Origin of the sequence: Pseudomonas sp. RIT-To-2, from assembly GCF_029623465.1 — a bacterium.
GTDB classification, from domain to species: domain Bacteria; phylum Pseudomonadota; class Gammaproteobacteria; order Pseudomonadales; family Pseudomonadaceae; genus Aquipseudomonas; species Aquipseudomonas silvicola.
On record NZ_JAPYKM010000046.1, the window covers coordinates 1 to 21,477 of the forward strand.

At 64.9% G+C, this 21,477-nt stretch carries 20 protein-coding genes; 13 read left to right on the forward strand and 7 right to left on the reverse strand.

Annotated features, from left to right (window positions below; translation table 11 throughout):
* Positions 1–673: 673 nt before the first annotated feature.
* Positions 674–3,037, reverse strand: a complete 2,364-nt coding sequence (locus QBK88_RS27485; protein ID WP_277964522.1) for a DNA polymerase II — start codon at positions 3,035–3,037, stop codon at positions 674–676.
* Positions 3,038–3,161: 124 nt separating this feature from the next.
* Here QBK88_RS27485 and mltA point away from each other — a divergent pair, with 124 nt between their 5' ends.
* The 3 genes from mltA to QBK88_RS27500 all read left to right on the forward strand — a co-directional run bounded on the left by mltA (position 3,162) and on the right by QBK88_RS27500 (position 5,127).
* Complete coding sequence (gene mltA, locus QBK88_RS27490; protein WP_445765012.1) at positions 3,162–4,307, forward strand: murein transglycosylase A; 1,146 nt, start codon at positions 3,162–3,164, stop codon at positions 4,305–4,307.
* Between the two features lie 91 nt (positions 4,308–4,398).
* Positions 4,399–4,839, forward strand: coding sequence for a CBS domain-containing protein (locus QBK88_RS27495; RefSeq protein WP_277964523.1), 441 nt, complete (start codon positions 4,399–4,401; stop codon positions 4,837–4,839).
* A gap of 81 nt (positions 4,840–4,920) precedes the next feature.
* On the forward strand, positions 4,921–5,127 hold the full coding sequence (locus QBK88_RS27500; RefSeq protein WP_268142436.1) for a hypothetical protein: 207 nt from the start codon (positions 4,921–4,923) through the stop codon (positions 5,125–5,127).
* Between the two features lies 1 nt (position 5,128).
* On the opposite strand, the gene acuI is transcribed toward QBK88_RS27500, so the two are convergent.
* Positions 5,129–6,112 (reverse strand): acrylyl-CoA reductase (NADPH), encoded by a 984-nt coding sequence (gene acuI, locus QBK88_RS27505; RefSeq protein ID WP_277964524.1) that lies wholly within the window; start codon positions 6,110–6,112, stop codon positions 5,129–5,131.
* A 73-nt stretch (positions 6,113–6,185) separates the two neighbouring features.
* On the reverse strand, positions 6,186–6,833 hold the full coding sequence (gene acuR, locus QBK88_RS27510) for an acrylate utilization transcriptional regulator AcuR (RefSeq protein ID WP_268142440.1): 648 nt from the start codon (positions 6,831–6,833) through the stop codon (positions 6,186–6,188).
* A gap of 164 nt (positions 6,834–6,997) precedes the next feature.
* Between acuR and modA the strand changes: the two genes are divergently transcribed.
* From modA to QBK88_RS27530, 4 genes are all read left to right on the forward strand, one after another.
* Complete coding sequence (gene modA, locus QBK88_RS27515; protein ID WP_277964525.1) at positions 6,998–7,753, forward strand: molybdate ABC transporter substrate-binding protein; 756 nt, start codon at positions 6,998–7,000, stop codon at positions 7,751–7,753.
* Positions 7,753–8,433 carry a molybdate ABC transporter permease subunit gene (gene modB, locus QBK88_RS27520; protein ID WP_277964526.1) on the forward strand — a complete coding sequence of 227 codons (681 nt, stop codon included), beginning with the start codon at positions 7,753–7,755 and terminating at the stop codon, positions 8,431–8,433. The genes modA and modB overlap by 1 nt, the downstream gene beginning before the upstream one ends.
* 4 nt (positions 8,434–8,437) lie before the next feature.
* Positions 8,438–9,520: a molybdenum ABC transporter ATP-binding protein gene (gene modC / locus QBK88_RS27525; protein WP_277964527.1), complete on the forward strand. Its 1,083-nt coding sequence runs from the start codon at positions 8,438–8,440 to the stop codon at positions 9,518–9,520.
* A 119-nt stretch (positions 9,521–9,639) separates the two neighbouring features.
* On the forward strand, positions 9,640–10,701 hold the full coding sequence (locus QBK88_RS27530) for an FUSC family protein (RefSeq protein ID WP_268142446.1): 1,062 nt from the start codon (positions 9,640–9,642) through the stop codon (positions 10,699–10,701).
* On the opposite strand, the gene QBK88_RS27535 is transcribed toward QBK88_RS27530, so the two are convergent.
* A complete protein-coding gene (locus QBK88_RS27535; RefSeq protein WP_277964528.1) occupies positions 10,702–11,862 on the reverse strand; it encodes an MFS transporter in 1,161 nt (386 codons plus the stop codon).
* A 117-nt stretch (positions 11,863–11,979) separates the two neighbouring features.
* On the opposite strand from QBK88_RS27535, the gene QBK88_RS27540 reads away from it, so the two are divergent.
* The 3 genes from QBK88_RS27540 (at position 11,980) to QBK88_RS27550 (ending at position 15,175) form a co-directional block, all read left to right on the forward strand.
* Complete coding sequence (locus QBK88_RS27540) at positions 11,980–12,561, forward strand: TetR/AcrR family transcriptional regulator (RefSeq protein ID WP_268142449.1); 582 nt, start codon at positions 11,980–11,982, stop codon at positions 12,559–12,561.
* 132 nt (positions 12,562–12,693) lie between these two features.
* Positions 12,694–14,637, forward strand: coding sequence for a DNA topoisomerase III (locus tag QBK88_RS27545; protein WP_277964529.1), 1,944 nt, complete (start codon positions 12,694–12,696; stop codon positions 14,635–14,637).
* A 55-nt stretch (positions 14,638–14,692) separates the two neighbouring features.
* A complete protein-coding gene (locus tag QBK88_RS27550; protein ID WP_277964530.1) occupies positions 14,693–15,175 on the forward strand; it encodes a DUF2938 family protein in 483 nt (160 codons plus the stop codon).
* A 21-nt stretch (positions 15,176–15,196) separates the two neighbouring features.
* Here QBK88_RS27550 and QBK88_RS27555 read toward each other — a convergent pair whose 3' ends face one another.
* Positions 15,197–15,880 carry a hypothetical protein gene (locus QBK88_RS27555; RefSeq protein WP_277964531.1) on the reverse strand — a complete coding sequence of 228 codons (684 nt, stop codon included), beginning with the start codon at positions 15,878–15,880 and terminating at the stop codon, positions 15,197–15,199.
* 234 nt (positions 15,881–16,114) lie between these two features.
* Here QBK88_RS27555 and QBK88_RS27560 point away from each other — a divergent pair, with 234 nt between their 5' ends.
* A complete protein-coding gene (locus QBK88_RS27560; RefSeq protein ID WP_277964532.1) occupies positions 16,115–16,426 on the forward strand; it encodes a YkgJ family cysteine cluster protein in 312 nt (103 codons plus the stop codon).
* Positions 16,427–16,437: 11 nt separating this feature from the next.
* Here QBK88_RS27560 and QBK88_RS27565 read toward each other — a convergent pair whose 3' ends face one another.
* Complete coding sequence (locus tag QBK88_RS27565) at positions 16,438–17,190, reverse strand: hypothetical protein (RefSeq protein ID WP_277964533.1); 753 nt, start codon at positions 17,188–17,190, stop codon at positions 16,438–16,440.
* A 676-nt stretch (positions 17,191–17,866) separates the two neighbouring features.
* Here QBK88_RS27565 and QBK88_RS27570 point away from each other — a divergent pair.
* Together QBK88_RS27570 and QBK88_RS27575 are read left to right on the forward strand one after the other, a co-directional pair.
* A complete protein-coding gene (locus QBK88_RS27570) occupies positions 17,867–18,091 on the forward strand; it encodes a DUF6555 family protein (protein ID WP_277964534.1) in 225 nt (74 codons plus the stop codon).
* Between the two features lie 514 nt (positions 18,092–18,605).
* Positions 18,606–18,935, forward strand: a complete 330-nt coding sequence (locus tag QBK88_RS27575; protein ID WP_268142458.1) for a hypothetical protein — start codon at positions 18,606–18,608, stop codon at positions 18,933–18,935.
* A gap of 36 nt (positions 18,936–18,971) precedes the next feature.
* Here QBK88_RS27575 and QBK88_RS27580 read toward each other — a convergent pair whose 3' ends face one another.
* Positions 18,972–21,443, reverse strand: coding sequence for a PAS domain-containing protein (locus tag QBK88_RS27580; protein ID WP_445765013.1), 2,472 nt, complete (start codon positions 21,441–21,443; stop codon positions 18,972–18,974).
* Between the last annotated feature and the right edge of the window lie 34 nt (positions 21,444–21,477).

Sequence of the window (21,477 nt, forward strand, 5' to 3'; positions counted from 1 at the left end):
AGCCTGTGGGACCGGGCGAAGCTCGGGAAGGCTGCATCGCGCTGGGCCTGATGCACCGCGCCGCCTGCTTCCCGAGCTGGCGCCCGGTCCTACCGAGATGCCTGAGGCTGCGGGGCTTGCCTGTGGGACCGGGCGAAGCTCGGGAAGGCCGCAGCGCGCTGTGCCTGATACACCGCGCCGTCCGCTTCCCGAGCTGGCGCCCGGTCCTACCGAGATGCCTGAGGCAGCGGGGCTTGCCTGTGGGACCGGGCGAAGCTCGGGAAGGCCGCGCCGCGCTGGGCCTGATGCACCGCGCTGCCCGCTTCCCGAGCTGGCGCCCGGTCCTACCGAGATGCCTGAGGCTGCGGGGCTTGCCTGTGGGACCGGGCGAAGCTCGGGAAGGCCGCACCGCGCTGGGCCTGATGCACCGCGCTGCCCGCTTCCCGAGCTGGCGCCCGGTCCTACCGAGATGCGTGAGGCTGCGGGGCTTGCCTGTGGGGCCGGGCGAAGCTCGGGAAGGCTGCACCGCGCTGGACCTGATACACCGCGCCGCTCGCTTCCCGAGCTGGCGCCCGGTCCCACAGGGGTGCCTGAAGCTGTGGGGTTTGCCGGTAGGACCGGGCGAAGCTCGGGAAGGCTGCACCGCGCTGGGCCTGACTCACCGTCGGGCGCCCTGCCCCTGGCCTGACGGGTATCAGAACAGCCCCATCTGCCCCCCGATCAAGGTGCCGAAGTCATCGTCCACAAAAGGTAGAATGCCGTCCGCCACCGGTTGCAGTTGACGGCTGATGTAGTGGTCGTAGTCAATGGCCGCGTCCACCGCCTCCAACGGCTGCGGGCCAGCCAGGGTGATGATGTAGCTGATCCAGCCCCCACGCTGGTATTGCAGCGGCCGCCCCTGGCGGGCATTGAATTCATCGGCCAGGCGCGCGGCACGCACATGGGGCGGGACGTTGCGTTCATAGTCGTCCAGGGGCCGGCGCAGGCGCTTGCGGTACACCAACTGTTCGTCCAGCTCGCCCGCCAGGGTGCGCTGCACCAGGTCACGCACATAGTCCTGGTAGGGACGGTGATGGAAAATGCGCTCGTACAATTGCTGCTGGAATGCCCGCGCCAGGGGCGACCAGTCGGTGCGTACCGTTTCCAGTCCCTTGTAGACCATCTCCTCGCGGCCATCGGCTCGCCGCACCAGGCCGGCGTAGCGCTTCTTGCTGCCCTCCTCGGCCCCCCGAATGGTGGGCATCAGGAAGCGCGTGAAGTGGGTTTCGAACTGTAATTCCAAGGCACTTTGCAAGCCGTACTCGGCCAGCAGGTGTTCACGCCAGAAAACGTTGACGTGGTTCACCAGCGCCCGGCCAATGTCGGCGGCTTCCTGCTGGCCATGGGCGCGCTTGAGCCAGACGAACGTGGAGTCGGTGTCGCCGTAGATCACTTCGTAGCCCTGTGCCTCCACCAGTTGCCGGGTGCGCTGCATGATCTGGTGGCCACGCAGGGTGATGGACGAAGCCAGCCGAGGGTCGAAAAACCGGCAGCCACTGGAACCCAGCACCCCATAGAACGCATTCATGATGATCTTCAGGGCCTGGGACAACGCTGCGTTGCCTTCGGCCTTGGCGGCTTCGCGGCCCTGCCACACGCTTTGGACGATGGCGGGCAGGCAGTGCCGTTCGCGAGAAAAGCGCGCGCCCAGGAACCCCGGCACCGAATGCTCGTCATCAGGCTCGCGCAACCCCTCCACCAAACCGATGGGGTCGATGAGAAAGCTGCGGATGATCGAGGGGTACAGGCTCTTGTAGTCCAGCACCAGCACCGACTCGTAAAGGCCTGGCCGCGAATCCATGACAAAACCACCCGGGCTGGCCTGGGGCGGGCGCTCGCCCAGGTTGGGGGCGACGAAACCCTGGCGGTGCATCAGCGGCAGGTAAAGGTGGGTGAACGCGGCCACCGAGCCACCACTCTGGTCGGCCGGCAGCCCGGTGACCGTGGCGCGCTCAAGCAGGAAGTCCAGCAAACGGGTCTTGTCGAAGATGCGCAGTACCAGCTCGCAGTCCTTGAGGTTGTAGCGTGCCAGCGCGGGCTTGTCTTCGGCGAACAGGCGGTTGATTTCGTCCATGCGCTGGTAAGGCGTGGAAATGTCCTTGCCCTCGCCCAGCAGCGTCTGGGCGACGTTTTCCAGACTGAACGACGGAAAACTCCAGGTGGCCTGACGCAAGGCTTCGATACCATCGATAATCAGGCGTCCGGCGGCGCTGGCAAAGTAGTGCCCATTGCCACTGCCGTGTTCGCGCCACAGCAGCTCGGCGCCGTTGCGCCCCATCCGCAAGGGCACACCGTGCCGGCGCGCCTGCTCGTGCAGCACCCGCAGGTCGAACTGCACCACGTTCCAGCCGATGATGGCGTCCGGGTCGTGGTCTGCCAGCCATTGGTTCAGGCATTCGAGCAACTGCACCGGCGAAGCGCAGTACTGCAGGTCGAAATCCACCGCCGTGGCATCACCGTTGGCCGGCCCCAGCATGTACACCTGGCGCTGGCCGCACCCCTGCAAGCCGATGCAGTACAGCTCGCCACGCTCGGTGGTTTCGATATCCAGGGACAGCAGTTTCAGCACCGGACGGTAATCCTTTTCCGGTTTCAACTGGGCACCGTGCAACAACCCCTGCTCATCCACGTGGCCGGTAAACCGGACCGGGGCCGTGATGAACCGTTCCATCAGGTAGCGTTCCGGCGGGCGCACATCGGCCTCATACACGTCCACGCCGGCCCGGCGCAGGCTTTTTTCCAGGTCCAGCAGGTGACGGTATTGCTGGCAGTACAGGCCCATGACCGGCCGATGGTGGAAGTCCTGCAGGCCCAACGGGCGCAGTTCACCGAGGGTTTCGCGCACCAGTACGGCCCGGGCCTGCGCTTCATGGGCCTGGGGCACGAACGCTACCGAAGGTTGCACGGGCAGGCGCACCTGCCGGGGCCCAGCGTCGGTGGCGAGCCAGAACTCGACCTCCGTACCCGCCGGCGTATCGCGCCAATGGCGGGTCAGGATAAAACCTTGCTGGACATCCACTGCACGGACCTCGTTGAACGGCTGGGCAAAGCGCCATTGTACCCGTTCACGCCGGAGATTTGACGGGGGGCCAGGCTTTGCCCAAGCTACGCGTCTTTCCACTCGCATTGCGGACAACCACTGAGTGAAAATTTCAGCGTTCAACTGGCCACGCCTGCTGCTGGCCGCCACCGGTGTACTGGTGCTGCTGGCCGGCTGTGACTTCGGCAAGCCCAAGCCCCCTGCCCCCACCACCTATACCAGCGTCGACTGGAGCGCCTTGCCAGCGGTGAGCGACACCGACCTGCTGGCCGGCTTCACTGCCTGGAACTCGGCGTGCCAGCGCCTGGCCAAGGACCCGGTATGGGGCGCCACCTGCGCCGCCGCGGCCCAGGTGCCGGCGCAACCCGCCGCGATACGCACGTTCCTGCAAACCCAGTTGCAGGTCTACAGCCTGCGTTCCGGCGACAACCAGGACCGAGGCCTGATCACCGGCTACTACGAACCGGTCTACGGCGGCAGCCTGACCCAGGATGAACAACACAGCGTGCCCGTGCTGGGGGTTCCCGACGACCTGATCATCGTCAACCTGGACAGCCTCTACCCCGAGCTCAAGGGCAAGCGCCTGCGCGGGCGCCTGGACGGCCGCATCCTGCGGCCTTATGACGACGCCTCCACGATCAACAGCAAAGGCGTCAACGCCCCGGTACTGGCGTGGCTGAACAACCCCATGGACCTGCAGTTCCTGCAGATCCAGGGCTCGGGACGCATCCGCCTGGACAGCGGGCGCCAACTGCGCATCGCCTACGCCGACCAGAATGGCTACCCATACAAGCCGGTGGGCCGCTGGCTGGTGGAACAGGGCCTGCTGAAAAAAGAGGAAGTCAGCATGGGCAGGATCCGCGACTGGGCCACCGCCAACCCCGAACGGGTGCCGGAACTGCTGGCGAGCAACCCCAGCTACGTGTTCTTCACCACCCGCCCGGACAGCAACGAAGGCCCCCGCGGTTCGCTCAACGTGCCTTTGACCGCGGGCTACAGCGTGGCCATCGACCGCAAGGTGATCCCCCTGGGCAGCCTGTTGTGGCTGAACACCACCAGCCCCGACGGCAAAACCGTGACCCGCCCCGTGGCAGCCCAGGACACCGGCGGCGCCATTGCCGGCGAAGTGCGCGCGGACCTGTTCTGGGGCACCGGCGACAAGGCCGGTGAGCTGGCCGGCAACATGAAGCAGCAAGGGCAGATCTGGTTGCTGTGGCCCAAGGGCGCGCCGGCGCCGAAGGTGCAATAAAGCCATCGATTGATAGGGCGCGACCTTGCAGGGAGCGCCAACCTCTACGACGCTGTAAGGACAATAACGCCCAGGAACCGTAGAGGCCGCCATGAAAACCGTCGCTGATTTACTCAAGCTCAAGGCCCAGCAACACCAGCAAGTCCATACCATCGGCCCGGACCAGATGGTGCTGGATGCGCTGAAGCTGATGGCGGAAAAGAACATCGGCGCCCTGCCGGTCGTCAAGGACGGGGCCGTGGTAGGCATCATCAGCGAGCGCGATTACGCGCGCAAGGTCGTGTTGCAGGGCCTTTCGTCGGTGGGCACGCCGGTCAGCAGGATCATGAGCGCCAAAGTCATCACCGTCGACCCGCACAAGCAGGTCGATGCCTGCATGAACATCATGACTGACGGCCATCTGCGCCACCTGCCGGTGGTGCAGGACGGGCAGTTGCTGGGCCTGCTGTCCATCGGCGACCTGGTCAAGGAAGCCATTGCCGAGCAGGCCGACCTGATCCGCCAGCTGGAACAATATATTCGCGGCGAGTAGGTTCGCGCCCGGGGCGTCGCAGGTATACTGCGCGCCCCCGGGGATGGCCCCGGCCCAGACCCGCACTGCCCGGAGCACCCCATGAGCGTCGACCAACCAGCCACCCCGTCCCCCGCTACCGGCGACGACAGCCAGCAAGCCGTGCCGGCTTTCAGCTTCCCCTTCAAGCCCGGCGCTTTCGCTGCGGCGAAGAAGGCCGCCACTTACCCGGGCGCCGGCAAGTCCAACCACGACAAGACCCCAGGGCGCGCGCCCAACGGTACCCGACGCTCCATGGGCAAACGCTGAGTCAGCGGTTGACGTCCACCACCACCCGACCACGAACCTGGCCGTCCATGAGCTGAGCCGCCACCGCAACGACCTCGCTCAAGCCTATTTCGTGGCTGATCAGCGCCAGCAGGTCACGGTCCAGATCACGGGCCAGGCGTTCCCAGGCTTCGATTCGGTCGGCCTGGGGGCGCTTCACGCTGTCGATGCCCAGCAGCGATACCCCGCGCAGGATGAACGGCGCCACCGAGCCAGGAAAGTCCATGCCCTGGGCCAGGCCACAGGCGGCCACCGCGCCGTGGTAGCGGGTGGTGGCGCAGACGTTGGCCAGGGTGTGGCTGCCCACTGAGTCCACCGCGCCCGCCCAGCGCTCCTTGCCCAACGGCTTGCCTGGTTCGGCCAGGCTGGCGCGATCGATGACCTCGCTGGCCCCCAGGCGCTTGAGGTATTCGTGTTCGCTGCTGCGGCCGGTCGAAGCAACCACGCGGTAGCCCAGGCGCGCCAACAAGGCGATGGCGAAGCTGCCGACGCCGCCGTTGGCGCCGGTCACCAGCACGTCGCCCTGGTCCGGGGCAACACCGTGACGCTCCAGGGCGATCACGCAAAGCATCGCGGTGTAGCCAGCCGTACCGATGGCCATGGCTTCAGCCGGGGTAAAGGCACTGGGCAGCGGAATCAGCCAGTCGCCGTTCACCCGCGCTTTCTGCGCCAGGCCGCCCCAGTGCCCTTCGCCCACCCCCCAGCCATTGAGCAGCACGGTGTCACCCGGCTGGCAGAAGGCGTGGGAGCTGTGGCTGACAGTGCCGACCAGATCGATGCCCGGCACCATGGGAAAGCTGCGCACCACCGGGCCCTTGCCGGTAATGGCCAGGCCATCCTTGTAGTTCAGGGTGCTGTAGGCCACGTCGACGGTCACATCACCTGCGGGCAACTGGTCCTCGTCCAGCGCCTGCACCGTGGCGCGCTGCCCGGTATCGTCCTTTTCGATCACAATGGCATTGAACATGCTGCTCTTCCTCTTTTAGACCGACTGTCTATAAATTGGCATGAAAAAGCCGGCACGGGGCCGGCTCGGTGCTTCAGATCTGGAAAAACGCCGAGCGCAGGAAGCCGCTGACGAAGGTACGCATGGGCTGCGCGCTGCGCACCAGGCGCGCGCGCAGCACGGCGCCTTCCCAGCCCGTCCAGAAGAACGCGGCCAACTCGTCGCAATCAGCGTCCCTGGGCAAATCACCGCTGGCCTGGGCCGCCTTCAGGCAAGCGCTCAGGCGCTGTTGCCAGTCGGCGAACACGGCTTCGATGGCCTCGCGGTAGCCCTCCGGCAGCACCGAGATTTCCTGCCCCAGGTTACCCACCAGGCAGCCGCGGCGGTACTCATGCCGGGCCATGCCCTTCTGGGCATCCTCGGCGAATGCCAGGATGCGCTCCAGCGGCGCCACGGACTCGTCCAGCAGCCAGTGGTCGAGCTTGCGGGCGAAATACTGCGCGTAGTTGTCCAGCAGCGCCCGCCCGAAGGCATCCTTGCTGGCGAAATAGTGATAGAACGAGCCCTTGGGCACGCCGACCCGCTTGAGGATCATGTCGATGCCGGTGGCGCTGAAGCCTTGCTCGGTGAGGATTTCGGTACCACAGCGCACCAGTAGCTCACGAGTATCATAATGCTCGCGGGGTACCTTCGGAGGGCGGCCGGGTCTGCGGGGTGCGGGTGCTGTGGTTGGCGTAGTCATGGAACTGGATATTAGACTGGCCGTCTCGATTGTCAACTGGTTATGCCGATTCTGCGGACGGGACAGTCCCTGAACGGATTCTCTCTGGTAAGGGTAGGCACGTTATGGCGCTTCGCTATATATTCGGCTGCATAACGAGAATATCCATCCCAAGGAGCTCCACGATGCCTGTCACCCCCCCACGCCTGGCCCTGCTGGGTCTGTTCGCGGCCCTGGCCTTCAACGCCCAGGCCGATGAAGTCCAGGTGGCTGTCGCCGCCAATTTCACCGCGCCGATCCAGGCCATCGCCAAGGACTTCGAAGCCGACACCGGCCACAAGCTGGTGGCGGCCTACGGCGCTACCGGCCAGTTCTACACCCAGATCAAGAATGGCGCGCCGTTCGAGGTGTTCCTGGCCGCCGACGACACCACCCCGGCCAAGCTGGAAAGTGAAGGTGACACCGTCAAGGGCTCGCGCTTCACCTACGCGGTAGGCACCCTGGCCCTGTGGTCGGCCAAGGACGGTTACGTGGACAGCAAGGGGGAAGTACTGAAAGCCAACCAGTACCAGCATCTGTCTATCGCCAACCCCAAGGCCGCCCCGTACGGCCTGGCGGCCACCCAGGTGCTGGACAAGCTGAAACTGACCGAAGCCACCAAGGCCAAGATCGTCGAAGGCCAGAACATCACCCAGGCCTACCAGTTCGTTTCCACCGGCAATGCCGAACTGGGCTTCGTGGCCCTCTCGCAGATCTTCAAGGACGGCAAGGTCACCAGCGGCTCGGCGTGGATCGTGCCGGCCAACCTGCATGACCCCATCAAGCAGGACGCGGTCATTCTCGACAAGGGCAAGGACAGCGCCGCGGCCAAGGCCCTGGTGCAATACCTCAAGGGCCCGAAAGCCGCTGCCATCATCAAGTCCTACGGCTACGAACTCTGATGCCACTGGACGCAAGTGATCTGTCGGCCATCTGGCTGACGGTCAAACTGGCGTCGCTGACCACCCTGTTGCTGCTGGTGATCGGCACGCCGATCGCCTGGTGGCTGGCCCGCACTCGCTCGCGCCTGCGCGGGCCGGTGGGGGCAGTGGTGGCCTTGCCGTTGGTGCTGCCGCCCACCGTCATCGGTTTCTACCTGCTGCTGGCCATGGGGCCCAACGGTTTCATCGGCCACGCTACCCAGGCACTGGGCCTGGGTACCCTGACCTTCAGTTTCGCTGGCCTGGTGATCGGCTCGGCCCTCTATTCCCTGCCTTTCGTGGTGCAGCCGCTGCAGAACGCCTTCACCGCCATTGGCGACCGCCCACTGGAAGTGGCCGCTACCCTGCGTGCCTCGCCCTGGGACTGCTTTTTCACCGTGGTCATGCCCTTGGCACGCCCCGGCTTCGTAACCGCCAGTATCCTGGGTTTTGCCCATACGGTGGGTGAGTTCGGCGTGGTGCTGATGATCGGCGGCAATATCCCCGACAAGACTCGCGTGGTCTCGGTACAGATCTACGACCACGTGGAAGCCATGGAGTACGGTCAGGCCCACTGGCTGGCCGGCGCCATGCTGGTGTTCTCGTTCCTGGTGCTGCTGGCCCTGTATGGCCGTGGCCACGCCAAAGCTCGCTGGAGTTGACCCCGTGACCCTGACGGCCCGTATCCGCCACCGTTTTCCCGACTTCACCCTGGACGTTGACCTGCACTTGCCCGGGCGCGGCGTCAGCGCCCTGTTTGGCCAGTCCGGCTCGGGCAAGACCACCTGCCTGCGTTGCCTGGCGGGGCTGGAACAGGCGGCCGATGCCTACATCGAAGTCAACGGCCAGGTCTGGCAGGACAGCCAGCGCGGCCTGTTTCTGCCACCGCATCAGCGCCCCCTGGGCTATGTGTTTCAAGAGGCCAGCCTGTTCACCCACCTGAGCGTGCGGCGCAACCTGGAATACGGCTGGCGGCGCATCCCGGCCCACCAGCGCAAAGTGCAATGGGAGCAGGCCTGCGGCCTCTTGGGCATCCGCCATCTGCTGGAGCGCATGCCTGGCCACCTGTCCGGCGGCGAACGCCAGCGCGTGGGTATCGCCCGGGCCCTGCTGACCAGCCCCGGGCTGCTGTTGATGGACGAACCGCTGGCGGCCCTGGACAGCCAGCGCAAGGCCGAGATCCTGCCGTACCTGGAACGCCTGCACGACGAACTGGAGATCCCGGTGGTGTACGTCAGCCACGCCCAGGACGAAGTGGCGCGCCTGGCCGACCACCTGGTGTTGCTGGACAAAGGCCAGGTACAGGCCAGCGGCCCAGTGAGCCAGACACTGGCCCGGCTGGATTTGCCGCTGGCCCTGGGCGACGACGCCGGCGTGGTGATCGAGGGCCGGGTGGTCGGCCACGATGCCGACTACCAGTTGTTGAGCCTGGGGCTGCCCGGCAGCACCCTGCACCTTCGCGTGGCACACGGGCCTCTGGCCCCGGGCAGCGCCCTGCGTGCCAAGGTGCAGGCGCGCGACGTGAGCCTGAGTCTGGACGGCCAGGGGCAAAGCAGCATCCTCAACCGCCTGCCCGCGGTCGTCACCGGCTGGCGGGCCGCGGACAACAACGCCCATGTACTGGTCAGCCTCGACGTCGACGGCACCGCGCTGCTGGCGCGGATCACCCGGTATTCGTGGGACCAGCTGGGGCTGGCGGTCGGGAGCGGGGTGTGGGGGCAGATCAAGGCAGTGGCGGTCTTGGCTTAGCGGTCTGGTTGAATGGCATGAAGGCCACCGGGGGCATGCATCTGGAAGACACCCCCCAATAACCCCACACCCTTGATACACTCCCCCCAACTGCAATCACCACCTAACCGGTTCCCCTCATGAAGGCCCTGCGCCCAACTCGCTTGCCCATCCTGCGCCACCTGCTGCGCCCCCTGCTCGACCCGCACCGCCGCTACCTGTATGCCCGCTACATCCACGCCGGGCGCGTGGCCGTAGGGCTGCTGGCGTCGATCCTGCTGACCACAGGCCTGAACCTGCCACACGGTGAATGGGCGTCGGTGACGCTGCTGATCGTGATCGGCGGCCTGCAGCACCAGGGCAATATCGGGCGCAAATCGCTGGAGCGTGCTTACGGCACCTTGATCGGCGCGGCGCTGGGGCTGATCCTGGTGTTGCAACAGCAATGGCTGCACCAGCAATGGCTGACATACGTGGCCATGTCGACCGTCTGCGGGTTCTTCGCCTACCACGCCATCGGCAAAGGCGGCTACATCGCCCTGCTTTCGGCCATCACGGTATTCATCGTCGCCGGGCACGGCGACAACCCGGTCAGCGATGGCCTGTGGCGCACGGTGGATATCCTCATCGGCATTGTCCTGGCACTGGCGTTTTCCTTCGCCATCCCGCTGTACGCCGTGTATTCCTGGCGTTTCAGCCTGGCCAAGGGCTTGCGCGGCTGCGCCAAGGCATATGGGCGCATCCTCAACGGCCACTCGGTGACAGACGATGAATACCTCAAACTGGCGGCACAGCTGAACGGCATCATGGTGCAACTGCGCTCGCTGATGCCGTCGGTGTCCAAGGAAGTGCGTATCCCGCTCACTGAGCTGGAGGTAATCCAGGGCCAGTTCCGCCTGTGCCTGAGTACCCTGGAACTGCTGTCCAACCTGCGCCCCCGTGACCATGGCGACTGGCACGCCTGGCTGCACCCGGAGCACCGGCAGATCAACCGGCAGTTGATCGCCATGGCCCGCGCCCTGGAAACCGGCGCCACTGACCGCCTGGCACGCCGAGTGGAGCGTGGCGCCGAGATAGAGCACGCCGTGGTGCCCGCCTCCCAGGATGCCCAGGGTTTCCGCCTGTTGACGCTGCAACTGGCGACCACCCTGGAAGGCCTGCGCCAGCGCCTGGACAAGACCGCCAAACGCTGGAATATCTGATCAGGCCGTTTGCGCGGCGCTGGTCGGCACCGCGTAGCGGCCATAACCCACCAGCACCAGCCCAAGCAAGGCCAGTACGCCACCGGCGGGCGCGATCCAGGCGTAGCCCATTCCCAGGGTCAGCACCCCGCCACCGACGGCCGCACCCAGGCCGTTGCCCAGGTTGAACGCCCCGATGTTCACCGATGACGCCAGGCCTGGCGCCTCGTGGGCCGCTTGCATCACGCGCATCTGCAACGGCGGGATGACAGCGAAGGTAGCCGTGCCCCACAGCAGCATCAGGACGACCGCGCTGGTATGCCCTTGCAGCAGCACCGGCATGCCCAGCATCAACGCCGCCAACAACAGCAGAAAGCCGGCCAGCGTGCCTTCCAGCGAGCGGTCGGCAAGCTTGCCACTGAGAAAATTGCCCAGCGTGAAACCGATACCAATCATGACCAGCATGGCGGTCACGAAAGCCGGTGTCGCGTGGATCAGGTTTTCCAGCACCGCCGCCACGTAGGTGTACAGGGTGAACATGGCGCCCGCGCCCAGCACCGTCGTCAGCAGCGCGCGTACCACGGCGGGGCGAATCAGCACGCGCAATTCCGCACGCACATCAGGTTTCTTGCCTTTTTCCCCACGGGGCAACCAGCACGCCAGGGCCAGCATGGCCACCGCGCCGAGCCCTGCGGTGGCAGCGAAGGCCATGCGCCAGCCAATGGTCTGCCCCAGCCAGGTGGCGGCCGGCACACCGCCGATGTTGGCGATGGTCAGGCCCATGAACATGGTCGCCACCGCGCCTGCGCGCTTGTCAGCCGGCACCAGGCTGGCGGCCACCACCGAACCGATGCCGAAAAACGCACCATGGGCCAGGCTGGTGAATACCCGCGACAGCAGCAGGGTGTCATAACCCGGGGCCACTGCCGACAGCAGGTTGCCCACGGTGAAAATTGCCATCAGCCCCACCAGGGCCGCCTTGCGCCGCCACGGCGCGAGCAGCAGGGTCATCAGCGGCGCTCCCACCATCACGCCGATGGCATAGGCGCTGATCAGCAGCCCGGCGGTAGGGATAGACACCTGCACGCCGTCGGCAATCACCGGCAGCAGTCCCATGGGGGCAAACTCGGTGGTGCCAATGGCGAAAGCCGCCAGGGCCAGCGCGAACAGAATCAACTTCATGAAATCAGACCTCCCAGTCCTAAAACATACTTGCGAGTAGCATTTGCCGAAAAAGGCTACTCTTGAGTAAGATTACTCACAAGTGAATATTTCCCTGCCAGACATTCTGGAACCGCCATGTCCACCCTGCTCCCTCGTACCAAGGGCGAACAGACCCACGCCCGCCTGCGCCGCGTAGCCGCCGCCGAGTTCGCCCAGCGCGGTTTCCACAGCACCAAGGTCAGTGACATCGTCAAGGCCAGCGGCCTGAGCCAGCCGACCTTCTACAGCTACTTTGAGAGCAAGGAGGCCGCCTACGAAGAACTGGTGGGCGAATTTCGCCAGCGCCTGGAAGCGCTTATCAGCACCCTGCTGATCAAGACGTCCCTGGAGACCGGGCAATTGGTGGACAGCGTGGCCGAAAGCTTTCTGAAGTTCTTCGACTTCCTGGCCCAGGACCCTGACCTGACCCAGATCGGCTTTTTTCAGCCACCGGGCTGCACCCTGACCAAAGCCGGCATGGCCCGCTGGATCGGCAACAACATCGCCAAGGAACAGCAGATAGGGCTGTTTCGCAGCGACGTACCGGCGCAGATGATCGGCAAGGCATTTGTCGGCATGGTCGACCAGATGGGCCGCGACGTGGTGGATGCGCCGACGCGCCGGGCCAATGCCAGGTGGTGCGCGGTGTTGCTGTGTGAAGGGTTGCGGTTCAGGTAGGTCAGCGATGCCCCCTGGTGGGTCGGGATCCGCAGAAACAGAAAAGCTGTATATCCATACACATTTTTCTTGCCCCCTGCCCGTTCACCCGCCATCCTATACCTACCCATCACCACCCCAACGACCCTGCCCATGCGCCTCTACCTCTGCGAAAAACCCTCCCAGGCCAAGGACATCGCCAAGGTGCTGGGCGCCAGCCGCCGCGGCGATGGCTGCTGGGTGGGCACCGACGTGACGGTGACCTGGTGCATCGGCCACCTGCTGGAAACCGCGCCGCCCGACGCTTACGACGAACGCTACAAGCGCTGGGTGCTGACGGACCTGCCCATCATCCCGGAAAAGTGGAAGATGCTGGTCAAGCCCAAGACCGCCAGCCAGTTCAAGGTCGTCAAGCGCCTGCTGGGTGAGGCCCGGGAACTGGTGATCGCCACCGACGCCGACCGCGAGGGCGAGATGATCGCCCGCGAACTGCTTGAACACTGCCGCTACCGGGGCCCGGTGCAGCGCCTGTGGCTGTCGGCGCTGGATGACGCCTCGATCCGCAAGGCGCTGGCGGCCCTCAAACCCGGCACGGAAACCTTCAGCCTCTACCACTCGGCCCTGGGCCGCTCGCGGGCCGATTGGCTGATCGGCATGAACATGAGCCGGCTGTTCACCCTGCTGGGCCGCCAGTCCGGCTATCAGGGCGTGCTGCCTGTGGGCCGGGTACAGACCCCGACCCTGCGCCTGGTGGTGGACCGCGACCGCAGCATCGCCGCCTTCGTGCCGGCCCCGTTCTGGGCCATCGACGTGCAACTCGACCCACGCGGCACGCCCTTCACCGCGCAATGGTGCCCACCCGAGGATGCCTGCGACGACCAGGGTCGCTGCCTGCAGCAGCCACTGGCGCAGGCGGCGGCCGAAGCCTTGCGCGGCGCCGCCAGTGCCCGGCTGGTGAAATTGCGCACCGAGCGCATGCGCGAGGCGGCGCCCTTGCCTTTTGACCTGGGTACCCTGCAGGAAGTGTGCTCGAAGAAACTGGGGCTCGGCGCCCAGGAAACCCTGGACATCGCCCAGGCCCTCTACGAGCAGTACAAGGTCATCACCTACCCGCGCAGCGACTGCGGCTACCTGCCCAACAGCCAGCACAGTGAGGCGCCGGCCATCATCGCCGCGCTGGGCCGTGCCGACCCGAGCCTGGCCGAGTTGATGAAGCACATCGACACCAGCCGCCGCTCCCGCGCCTGGAACGATGCCAAGGTCAGCGCCCACCACGGCATCATTCCCACGGCCGCCGGCACCGACCTGGGCCGCCTGGCAGGCAAGCAACGGGCCGTGTATACCCTGATCCGCGCCCGCTACCTGGCGCAGTTCCTGCCCAACCATGAATTCGACCGCACCCAGGCCGATTTCGACTGCGCTGGCCAGCGCCTGCGTGCCGTGGGCAAACGCATCGTCGAGCCCGGCTGGCGCCGCGCCTTGCCCGAGGCCCTGGCCCCGGCGCGTGGCCGCGAGGCGCCGCCGCCCCAGGCACTGCCTGCCCTGCGCGAAGGCGAGGACTATGACGTGGGCGACGTCACCCTCAAGGACCTGTGGACCCAGCCGCCCAAGCCCTTCACCGAAGGCGACCTGATCAAGGCCATGAAAAACGTCGCCAAGCTGGTGGACGACCCCCGCCTGAAACAGAAACTCAAGGACACCACCGGCATCGGCACCGAAGCGACCCGCGCGGGCATCATCCAGGGCCTGATCGACCGCGGTTACCTGGCCAAGAACGGCAAGGCACTCAATGCCACGCCGGCGGCGTTCAGCCTCATCGACGCGGTACCCCGGGCCATCGCCGACCCTGGCACCACGGCCATCTGGGAACAGGCCCTGGACATGGTGCAAAGCGGCGAAATGAGCCTGGAGGAGTTCGTCGCCAAGCAGTCAGCCTGGATGAGCCGCCAGGTAGAACGCTGCGCGGGCCTGAGCCTGACCATCAGCGGCCCGGCCAGCCCGCCAGGCCGCGGCGCGCCGTGGAAGAAAAAACGCAAGTCGGCACCGCGCAAAGGCGCCGCGCCGCGCACTCGCAAACCCAAGGCCGCGGCAACCTGAAAGGTGCAAACCTGATATCGTCTGGCCCCACCGTTGAATGGAAAGGATCCCCCCGATGCTTGCTTTCGTTGCCCTGTCGGTCGTTTTCGGCGCTGGCGCCACCGCGCTGCTGGACCTGTGGAACCTGCTGCTGAACAAGGTCTTTGGCCTGCCCATTCCTCCCTGGCACCTGATCGGGCGCTGGTTCGCCGGTTTGCCGCGGGGCCAGTTCGTCCACCAGCAGGGCATTGGCAAATCCACCCCCGTGCCGCGCGAACTGGCCATTGGCTGGGTGATGCACTATGTCACCGGCATAGTCTTCGCCGCCGCGTTGCTGCTCATCTGGGGCCCGGGCTGGGCGGCGGCGCCCACCTTCGCGCCAGCGCTGATCGTCGGCCTGGTCACCGTGGGCGCCGGTTGGTTCATCCTGCAGCCGGGCATGGGCGTTGGCGTCGCCTGCTCGGGCGCCCCCAACCCGGCGCGGGCAAGGTTGCTCAATGTGGTGGGCCATGTGGTGTTCGCCGCAGGCCTCTACCTCACCGCCCGCCTGCTGGCGTGACCCCGGGGGCCACACGCCCGACTATTGCACCGGCAGGAAGTTGAGAAACAACAGACTCTGGGCGTAATTCAGACCAATCCGTCTATACCGCTCATCGAGCATCTGGGTCACCAGGTCAAGGCGCGCGACAATCTTGCCGAACTCGGTCGCGAAACTCAGGTTGCTGCCTTCTTCCGATATCGCATTGGAAAACAGCAGCGGCTCGCCCTGCGCGTCCTGGCGCTGGCTGAGCAGCCAGGTGGCCTTCTCGATGTTGCGCGCGGCGTTGTTGATGAAGGTCGGGTTGAGGCTGTCGGTCATGTAGAAGGTGGTGCGGTTGCCGTGGGCAGTCACCAGCATGCTGCCAATGGCGTAGATGAAGGCCCCCACCCGGTCGCCGAGAAACTCCGGGCTCAGCGCGTAACTCAATGCTGCCAGGTCCTTGCGCCCGCCCAACTGCGGCAAGGGTTTTTGCTGTTCAATAGCCAGGCTCACCTGGCGCTCCGCCGTGGCCGCATCCAGAAAACCCGACCGCTGCCACTGCGCCGGGTTGCGCAGGTACAGCTTGTTCATCAACAGGTACAGGCTCTGCAGGTTATCGTTCATGGCCAAGGTGGTCATGCGGTCCACGCTGGTCTGGAAGAACTCGTCCGGCTTGCCATTGCCCAACTGCGTGGCAATGTCCTGGCCAGTCTGGCGGCTGCAGCCCTGAGCAACGAGCAGCATGCTCGACACCAGGCAAAAGGTGAAAACAGAAGTCAGTACGGAACGCATCGGCAAGTCGGGTCAGGGCGGAGGAAGGAAAGCGACGGCGACCTATAGAGGGGCAAAACGGCAAAAAGTGCGATACACGGCAAAAACCCGACACGCCGTGGCCCACCTTGGTAATTGGTCGGGATTCAACAAAACGTCACATCCAATGCTTTGTGAATGGGCCCACAGCCGGTACCCTCCCTGTTCATGCCACCCAGGACCCAGCCCTTGATCGCGTTACACTCGCTTCCGGCCATCGACCCCACCGTCACCTGCGACACCTGCGCGGCCAAATGCTGCCGCCTGGAGGTGATGCTGATCACCGACACCGGTGTGCCCGAGCGTTTCATCGCCACCGATGACTGGGGCTCGCAGACCATGGCACGGCTGGACGACGGCTGGTGCGCGGCGCTGGACCGGCGCACCATGAGCTGCAGCATCTACCGCCAGCGCCCGCTGATCTGCCGCGAGTTCGACATGGGCGGCAGTGATTGCCTGGAAGAACGTCAGGTGCCCTGACCGCCCACTGTTCACACCATGGCTCGGCGTCGCGGCCGCACATAGGCCAGGGACGAGCGAATGCGCCCGGCCAGCGAACTGGCGCCATGCAGGTTGTCGTAATGGAACACCGCCGTGGCGCGAATCCCGTTGGGGTCGGCCGGCAGGTTGGTGTGCAGCGACCGATACCCCCAGAACAGGTACATGTTGCCCGGTTCCATGGCCACCTGCGTGAAGCGGCTGCTGCCCTGTTCCCAGGCCTTGATCAGGTGGCGCTGGCTCCAGCGGTTGTCCACCTTGAGCTTGTCGATCAGGTTCATGGCGTAACTGCCACGCAGCGGACGCTTGCTGGGCAACATCAGCAGATCGCCCTTGGCACCATCAGGCAGACACACCGGCATGATGGTAGTGAGCACGAATGAGTCGTAGTGAAAAATCATCGATTCACGCCGGCCGGTATCGCCCACCAGGCAGCGCAACACCTGATGAATACCCTCCTCGCCATCATTGGCGGCGCGCCCGGTGGCCTGGGCGACGATCCGTTTGCACAGGTCCAGCAGCACCGGGGAGCGCCCCCACTCCTGCAGCAAGGTTCCCGCCACGGCCTGGTGACCGGTCAGGGCCACGTAACTGTTGCCGGCCGCCTCCACCGAACGCTTGACCAGCCCCTGCACTTCTTCCAGTTCCGCGGGGCTGGCCCAGCCGGGCAGAACCGCGTAACCCTGCTGATCGATCGATTGGGCCAGCGCCTTGATCTGTTCATCGCTGAACGTTGTGTATTGCATGCTCGTCTCCCCAACTCTGTGATGATTCATGGTTGTTCGAAGCCGCCTGCCAGGCAGTCAGCCGCGTGCCGCCCGCAGGGGCAGCGCTGTTACGGAATCCTCAGGCAGGCGTGATGCAAGACAATGCGTCGATGGTGTCGGTCCACCCACGGCTGATGCAGTGTCGGTCCATCCTTGAGCTCAACCTCTACGGCAGGCGAGGTGCACGGCAGCTAAGTGAAAACCAGTCCCGTTGCACGGTTCGTGACTGCTCTGCTGGCATGGCACGGGCCGGCTCTTCCCTGACCTGGCGGTACAAACGCCCAGGTAGCGCTGAAGCACCACGCGGCCAACCAGCCGGCCAGGGAGCTCGACTGCCCTGCCGGAAAACCGCTGCTTCATCCCTGCGCGTCCCTGCACGCCCAACATCGGCAAGATGCGGAGCAGGCTTGAGATTAGCAGCGACTCTCAAATGCACCTAACGCGCATGACGAAAAGTTCATACCTTTCGTCTAGTTATCGGCGCTGTTCACGGAACTTACACATCGCGCCATAAAAATGGCAGCCTCCACGCTCTCTTCTCGACCGGCGGACAGCACAGGTACCTGGCCTTCAATTGTGAAAAACTTGTTACCTTTTTACGGAACTGGCCTTTTGCCGTTATGTCTGACCCCCGATATCAGGGAGTTTTCCGGCCATGCTTATGCTGCACCGTTTCGAAATCCGCTACTGCCTTCACGGTCGCCCCCACCACTTCCTGCAACGAGATACCTTGATGACCGACGCCGACGCCTGGTACTACGCCGCGCTGCACGCAGGCACAGGCCTGGGCATGGAGGCCATCGAAGACAACAAGGAACAATGGCGGCAACACGCCATGGCGGCGGGTTTGAGTGAGGTACAGTGGGTGAAACTGGCGTGACCCGAAGGTCATTTTCAAGCCTGCCAGTCGCCCTTTTGCCGTTTGCCCCGATGAATACGGGCCCCTTCCGGGAAATATGTAGTGCTCTAAAAAGATCACTACAAAAAGTATTGACGACCTTTCGCGCGCCTTGCATAGTGAAGCTGTCTCCCCGATCGGGAGCCAAGGTAAAGGGTGTCAAAGGCCAGCCGACAAGCCGTCGTCCGGTTGCGTGATGGGTACTGCCCACAAGGCAGATTGATGAAAAGCTGACCAGCATGCCGCCCGCATCGGGCAAAAGGCTGGCGAGACGATCTCAAGATGCTTGTGGCTGACAGCCGTACCGTCGTCCTGACATCCCGGGTTCCGCACGCCTTCCTCGCTGCTGTAGTCATTTTCCATCAACGCTACACACATCCCGCCCTGACCTCTGTACCCGGTGTCTTCACCGTGCAGCGCAGCGCAGTGGCCGATTGGGGGCCATGTTTAAACTCATCACCTACAAAATGAAATAACAGTCGAAGGGGGCTTACATATGAACTTGAACAATCAACCTACCATTGAAGAACTGGCTCAATTGTTCGCATCGCACAAGGACACGCTGGACAACCACATCCTGTGGGTCTGCGAATCGGGCGAAGTTCATATCGACGGGATGGCACGCCACGCAGGCGAGGCCGAATTCGAACAGAGCAAGCCGACCATGCGTGCCCGCCTGCGCACCTACCGTCGGGGCCAGGGCTACATTGGCCGCAAGGCCGCGGCTGACCGGGAATTCCTTGGCCGGGTGCTGCACACCCTCGAGGACCAATGGCCCGAGGCTCGTCGAGCACCACAGGTCAAGGTGATCGACCAGTACTGCTGACGGCCTGGCCTCCTAGCAGCGGCGGCCAGGCCGCTGCTACAGGCCCATCAACTCCCGCACCCGCAAGGTCAGGGTATCCATCCCGAATGGCTTGGTGAGCACATGCATGCCAGGCGCCAGATGGCCGTCACCAATCGCAGCGCTTTCAGCATAACCGGTGATGAACAGGGTCTTCAGGCCTGGCCGCACTTCGCGCGCCGCATCGGCCATTTGCCGGCCGTTCATGCCACCCGGCAAGCCGACATCGGTGATCAGCAGGTCGATGCGCACATCGGAGCGCAGTACCTTGAGCCCCGCGACACTGTCCGCCGCCTCGATCAGGGTGTACCCCAGGTCCTTGAGCACATCGGTCAGCAACATGCGCACGGTCGGTTCGTCATCCACCACCAGAATGGTCTCGCCCACGGCACTGACCGTGACGTCCATCGCCAGCTCAACCTGATCGTGAGGGGCCGGCTGGCCATGATAGCGGGGCAGGAAAATGGTCATGGTAGTGCCCTGGCCCACGGTGGACTCCACGCGCACCTGGCCGCCCGACTGCTTGGCGAACCCGTAGATCATCGACAACCCCAGCCCAGTGCCCTGGCCGATGGGCTTGGTGGTGAAGAACGGATCGAAGATCTTGCCCATCACTTCGCTGGTCATGCCCGTGCCGGTGTCGATCACACACAGGGTCAGGTACTGGCCCTCGGGAACGTCCAGCACCCTCGCCTCCTCGGCGCCGAGCCAACGGTTGGCGGTGAGAATGCGGATAGTGCCGCCACCCAGCATGGCATCGCGGGAGTTGATGCACAGGTTCAACAACGCGTTTTCCAGCTGGCTGACGTCCACCAATGCTGGCCACGCGTCGGGGGCGCCACCGGTCTGCAGGACAATGGCCGGGCCCACGGTGCGCTGGATCAGCTCGGTCATGCCTTCGATCAGCGCGTTGACATCGGTCGGCCGCGGGTCAAGGGTCTGCCGGCGGGAGAATGCCAGCAACCGGTGGGTCAGCGCCGCGGCCCGCTTGGTCGCGCTCTGCGCGGTGGCCAGGTATTTGTCCACCTCCGCCAGGCGGCCCTGGGCAATGCGGCTGCCCATCAGTTCCAGGGCGCCGGAGATACCCGCCAGCAGGTTGTTGAAGTCGTGGGCCAGGCCACCGGTCAATTGGCCGACCGCTTCCATTTTCTGCGACTGGCGCAATTTCTCTTCAGCCTGCATCAATTCGATGGTGCGTTCGGCCACTCGCAATTCCAGGGTTTCGTTGAGCGAGCGCAAGGCCTGGTTGGCGAGGTCGCGCTGGGCCTCCACCGAGCGGCGCTCCTCGACATCGATGAGCACGCCGGGGAAACGCAGCGGCGTACCGTCCTCGGCATGGTCGACGCGGCCGTTCGCCTCGATCCAGTAATAGTGGCCATCGGTACGCCGGACCCGATACTGGTGCGCGTATGCGCCACCCCGGGCGATCACTTCGTTGATGGCGGCGAACAATCCTTCACGATCCTCCGGGTGCACCGTAGCCGCCACCTGGTCCAGGCTCAGCCCTTCGCGGCCCAAGGCCGGATCCAGGCCAAACGCACGGGCGAAGGCCTCATCCACGGTGAAGCTGTCGTTGGGCAGGTCCCAATGCCAGGTACCGAAAATAGCCCCCGCGGCGAGCGCCAGTTGCACACGCTCGATATTTTCCCGGGCCACGGTCTCGCTGTGGCGCAGGCGCTCCTCGGCATCCCGGCGGCCGGTCACGTCACTGAAGAAAATGGCGATCTGCCGGTCGGCCGGGTCACCGACGCGCACCGCGCGTACGTCGAACCAGCGCTGGAAGCTCTTGGCGTAGCTTTCGAAGTTGGCCGGTGTACCGGTCTTGGCCACGTGCCCATACGCTTCGAACCAGAAACGCTCGAGGTCTGGCGCGAACTCGGTGACCCACTTGCCGCGCAGGTTGACACCGGCCTGGCGCTCGAAGGCCGGGTTGGCCTCCACGAAGCGATAGTCCACCGGCTCATCCTGTTCATCGAACTTGACCTGGACAATGGCAAAGGCGGCCTCGATGGTTTCCAGGATGGTGCGAAACCGCTCCTCGCTCTCGCGCAGCGCCGCTTCGGCGGTACGCATGCGCGTCAGGTCGAGCATCGCACCGATCATGCGCACGCCCTGCCCGTGGGCATCGCGGATGATGTAGCCGCGGTCCAATACCTCAGCGTAGGAACCGTTCAGGCGGCGAAAGCGGTACTCGGCCGACCAATCGGTCACCGTGCCGTCGATCACCGCGTCAATGGACGCTCGAACCTGGGCGCGGTCATCGGCGTGAATCTGCCCCAGCCACCATTCGCCCGTCGCTTCCACCGAGGCCAGGGGGTAGCCGTAAGCACGCTCCAGGGCGTCGTTCCATTGCACATGATTAGTGCGCAGGTCCCAATCCCAGACCGCGTCATTGGTGGCCTTCACCGCCAGTTGGTAGCGCGCCTGGGCCTCATGGACCGCCCCCTCCCTGTGCTGGGCAGTGGCAAGTTCCTGGCGCAGTTGCAGCACCTGGGCTTCAAGCGCTTCGCGAGAAAGATGGGTA

Excerpts from the sequence above, each read along its gene's own strand:
- QBK88_RS27495 (WP_277964523.1), top strand. The coding sequence starts at position 4,399 with ATGAAAACCGTCGCTGATTTACTCAAGCTCAAGGCCCAGCAACACCAG.
- QBK88_RS27500 (WP_268142436.1), top strand. The coding sequence starts at position 4,921 with ATGAGCGTCGACCAACCAGCCACCCCGTCCCCCGCTACCGGCGACGAC.
- acuI (WP_277964524.1), bottom strand. The coding sequence starts at position 6,112 with ATGTTCAATGCCATTGTGATCGAAAAGGACGATACCGGGCAGCGCGCC.
- acuR (WP_268142440.1), bottom strand. The coding sequence starts at position 6,833 with ATGACTACGCCAACCACAGCACCCGCACCCCGCAGACCCGGCCGCCCT.
- modA (WP_277964525.1), top strand. The coding sequence starts at position 6,998 with ATGCCTGTCACCCCCCCACGCCTGGCCCTGCTGGGTCTGTTCGCGGCC.
- modB (WP_277964526.1), top strand. The coding sequence starts at position 7,753 with ATGCCACTGGACGCAAGTGATCTGTCGGCCATCTGGCTGACGGTCAAA.
- QBK88_RS27530 (WP_268142446.1), top strand. The coding sequence starts at position 9,640 with ATGAAGGCCCTGCGCCCAACTCGCTTGCCCATCCTGCGCCACCTGCTG.
- QBK88_RS27535 (WP_277964528.1), bottom strand. The coding sequence starts at position 11,862 with ATGAAGTTGATTCTGTTCGCGCTGGCCCTGGCGGCTTTCGCCATTGGC.
- QBK88_RS27540 (WP_268142449.1), top strand. The coding sequence starts at position 11,980 with ATGTCCACCCTGCTCCCTCGTACCAAGGGCGAACAGACCCACGCCCGC.
- QBK88_RS27545 (WP_277964529.1), top strand. The coding sequence starts at position 12,694 with ATGCGCCTCTACCTCTGCGAAAAACCCTCCCAGGCCAAGGACATCGCC.
- QBK88_RS27550 (WP_277964530.1), top strand. The coding sequence starts at position 14,693 with ATGCTTGCTTTCGTTGCCCTGTCGGTCGTTTTCGGCGCTGGCGCCACC.
- QBK88_RS27555 (WP_277964531.1), bottom strand. The coding sequence starts at position 15,880 with ATGCTGCTCGTTGCTCAGGGCTGCAGCCGCCAGACTGGCCAGGACATT.
- QBK88_RS27560 (WP_277964532.1), top strand. The coding sequence starts at position 16,115 with ATGCCACCCAGGACCCAGCCCTTGATCGCGTTACACTCGCTTCCGGCC.
- QBK88_RS27565 (WP_277964533.1), bottom strand. The coding sequence starts at position 17,190 with ATGCAATACACAACGTTCAGCGATGAACAGATCAAGGCGCTGGCCCAA.
- QBK88_RS27570 (WP_277964534.1), top strand. The coding sequence starts at position 17,867 with ATGCTTATGCTGCACCGTTTCGAAATCCGCTACTGCCTTCACGGTCGC.
- QBK88_RS27575 (WP_268142458.1), top strand. The coding sequence starts at position 18,606 with ATGAACTTGAACAATCAACCTACCATTGAAGAACTGGCTCAATTGTTC.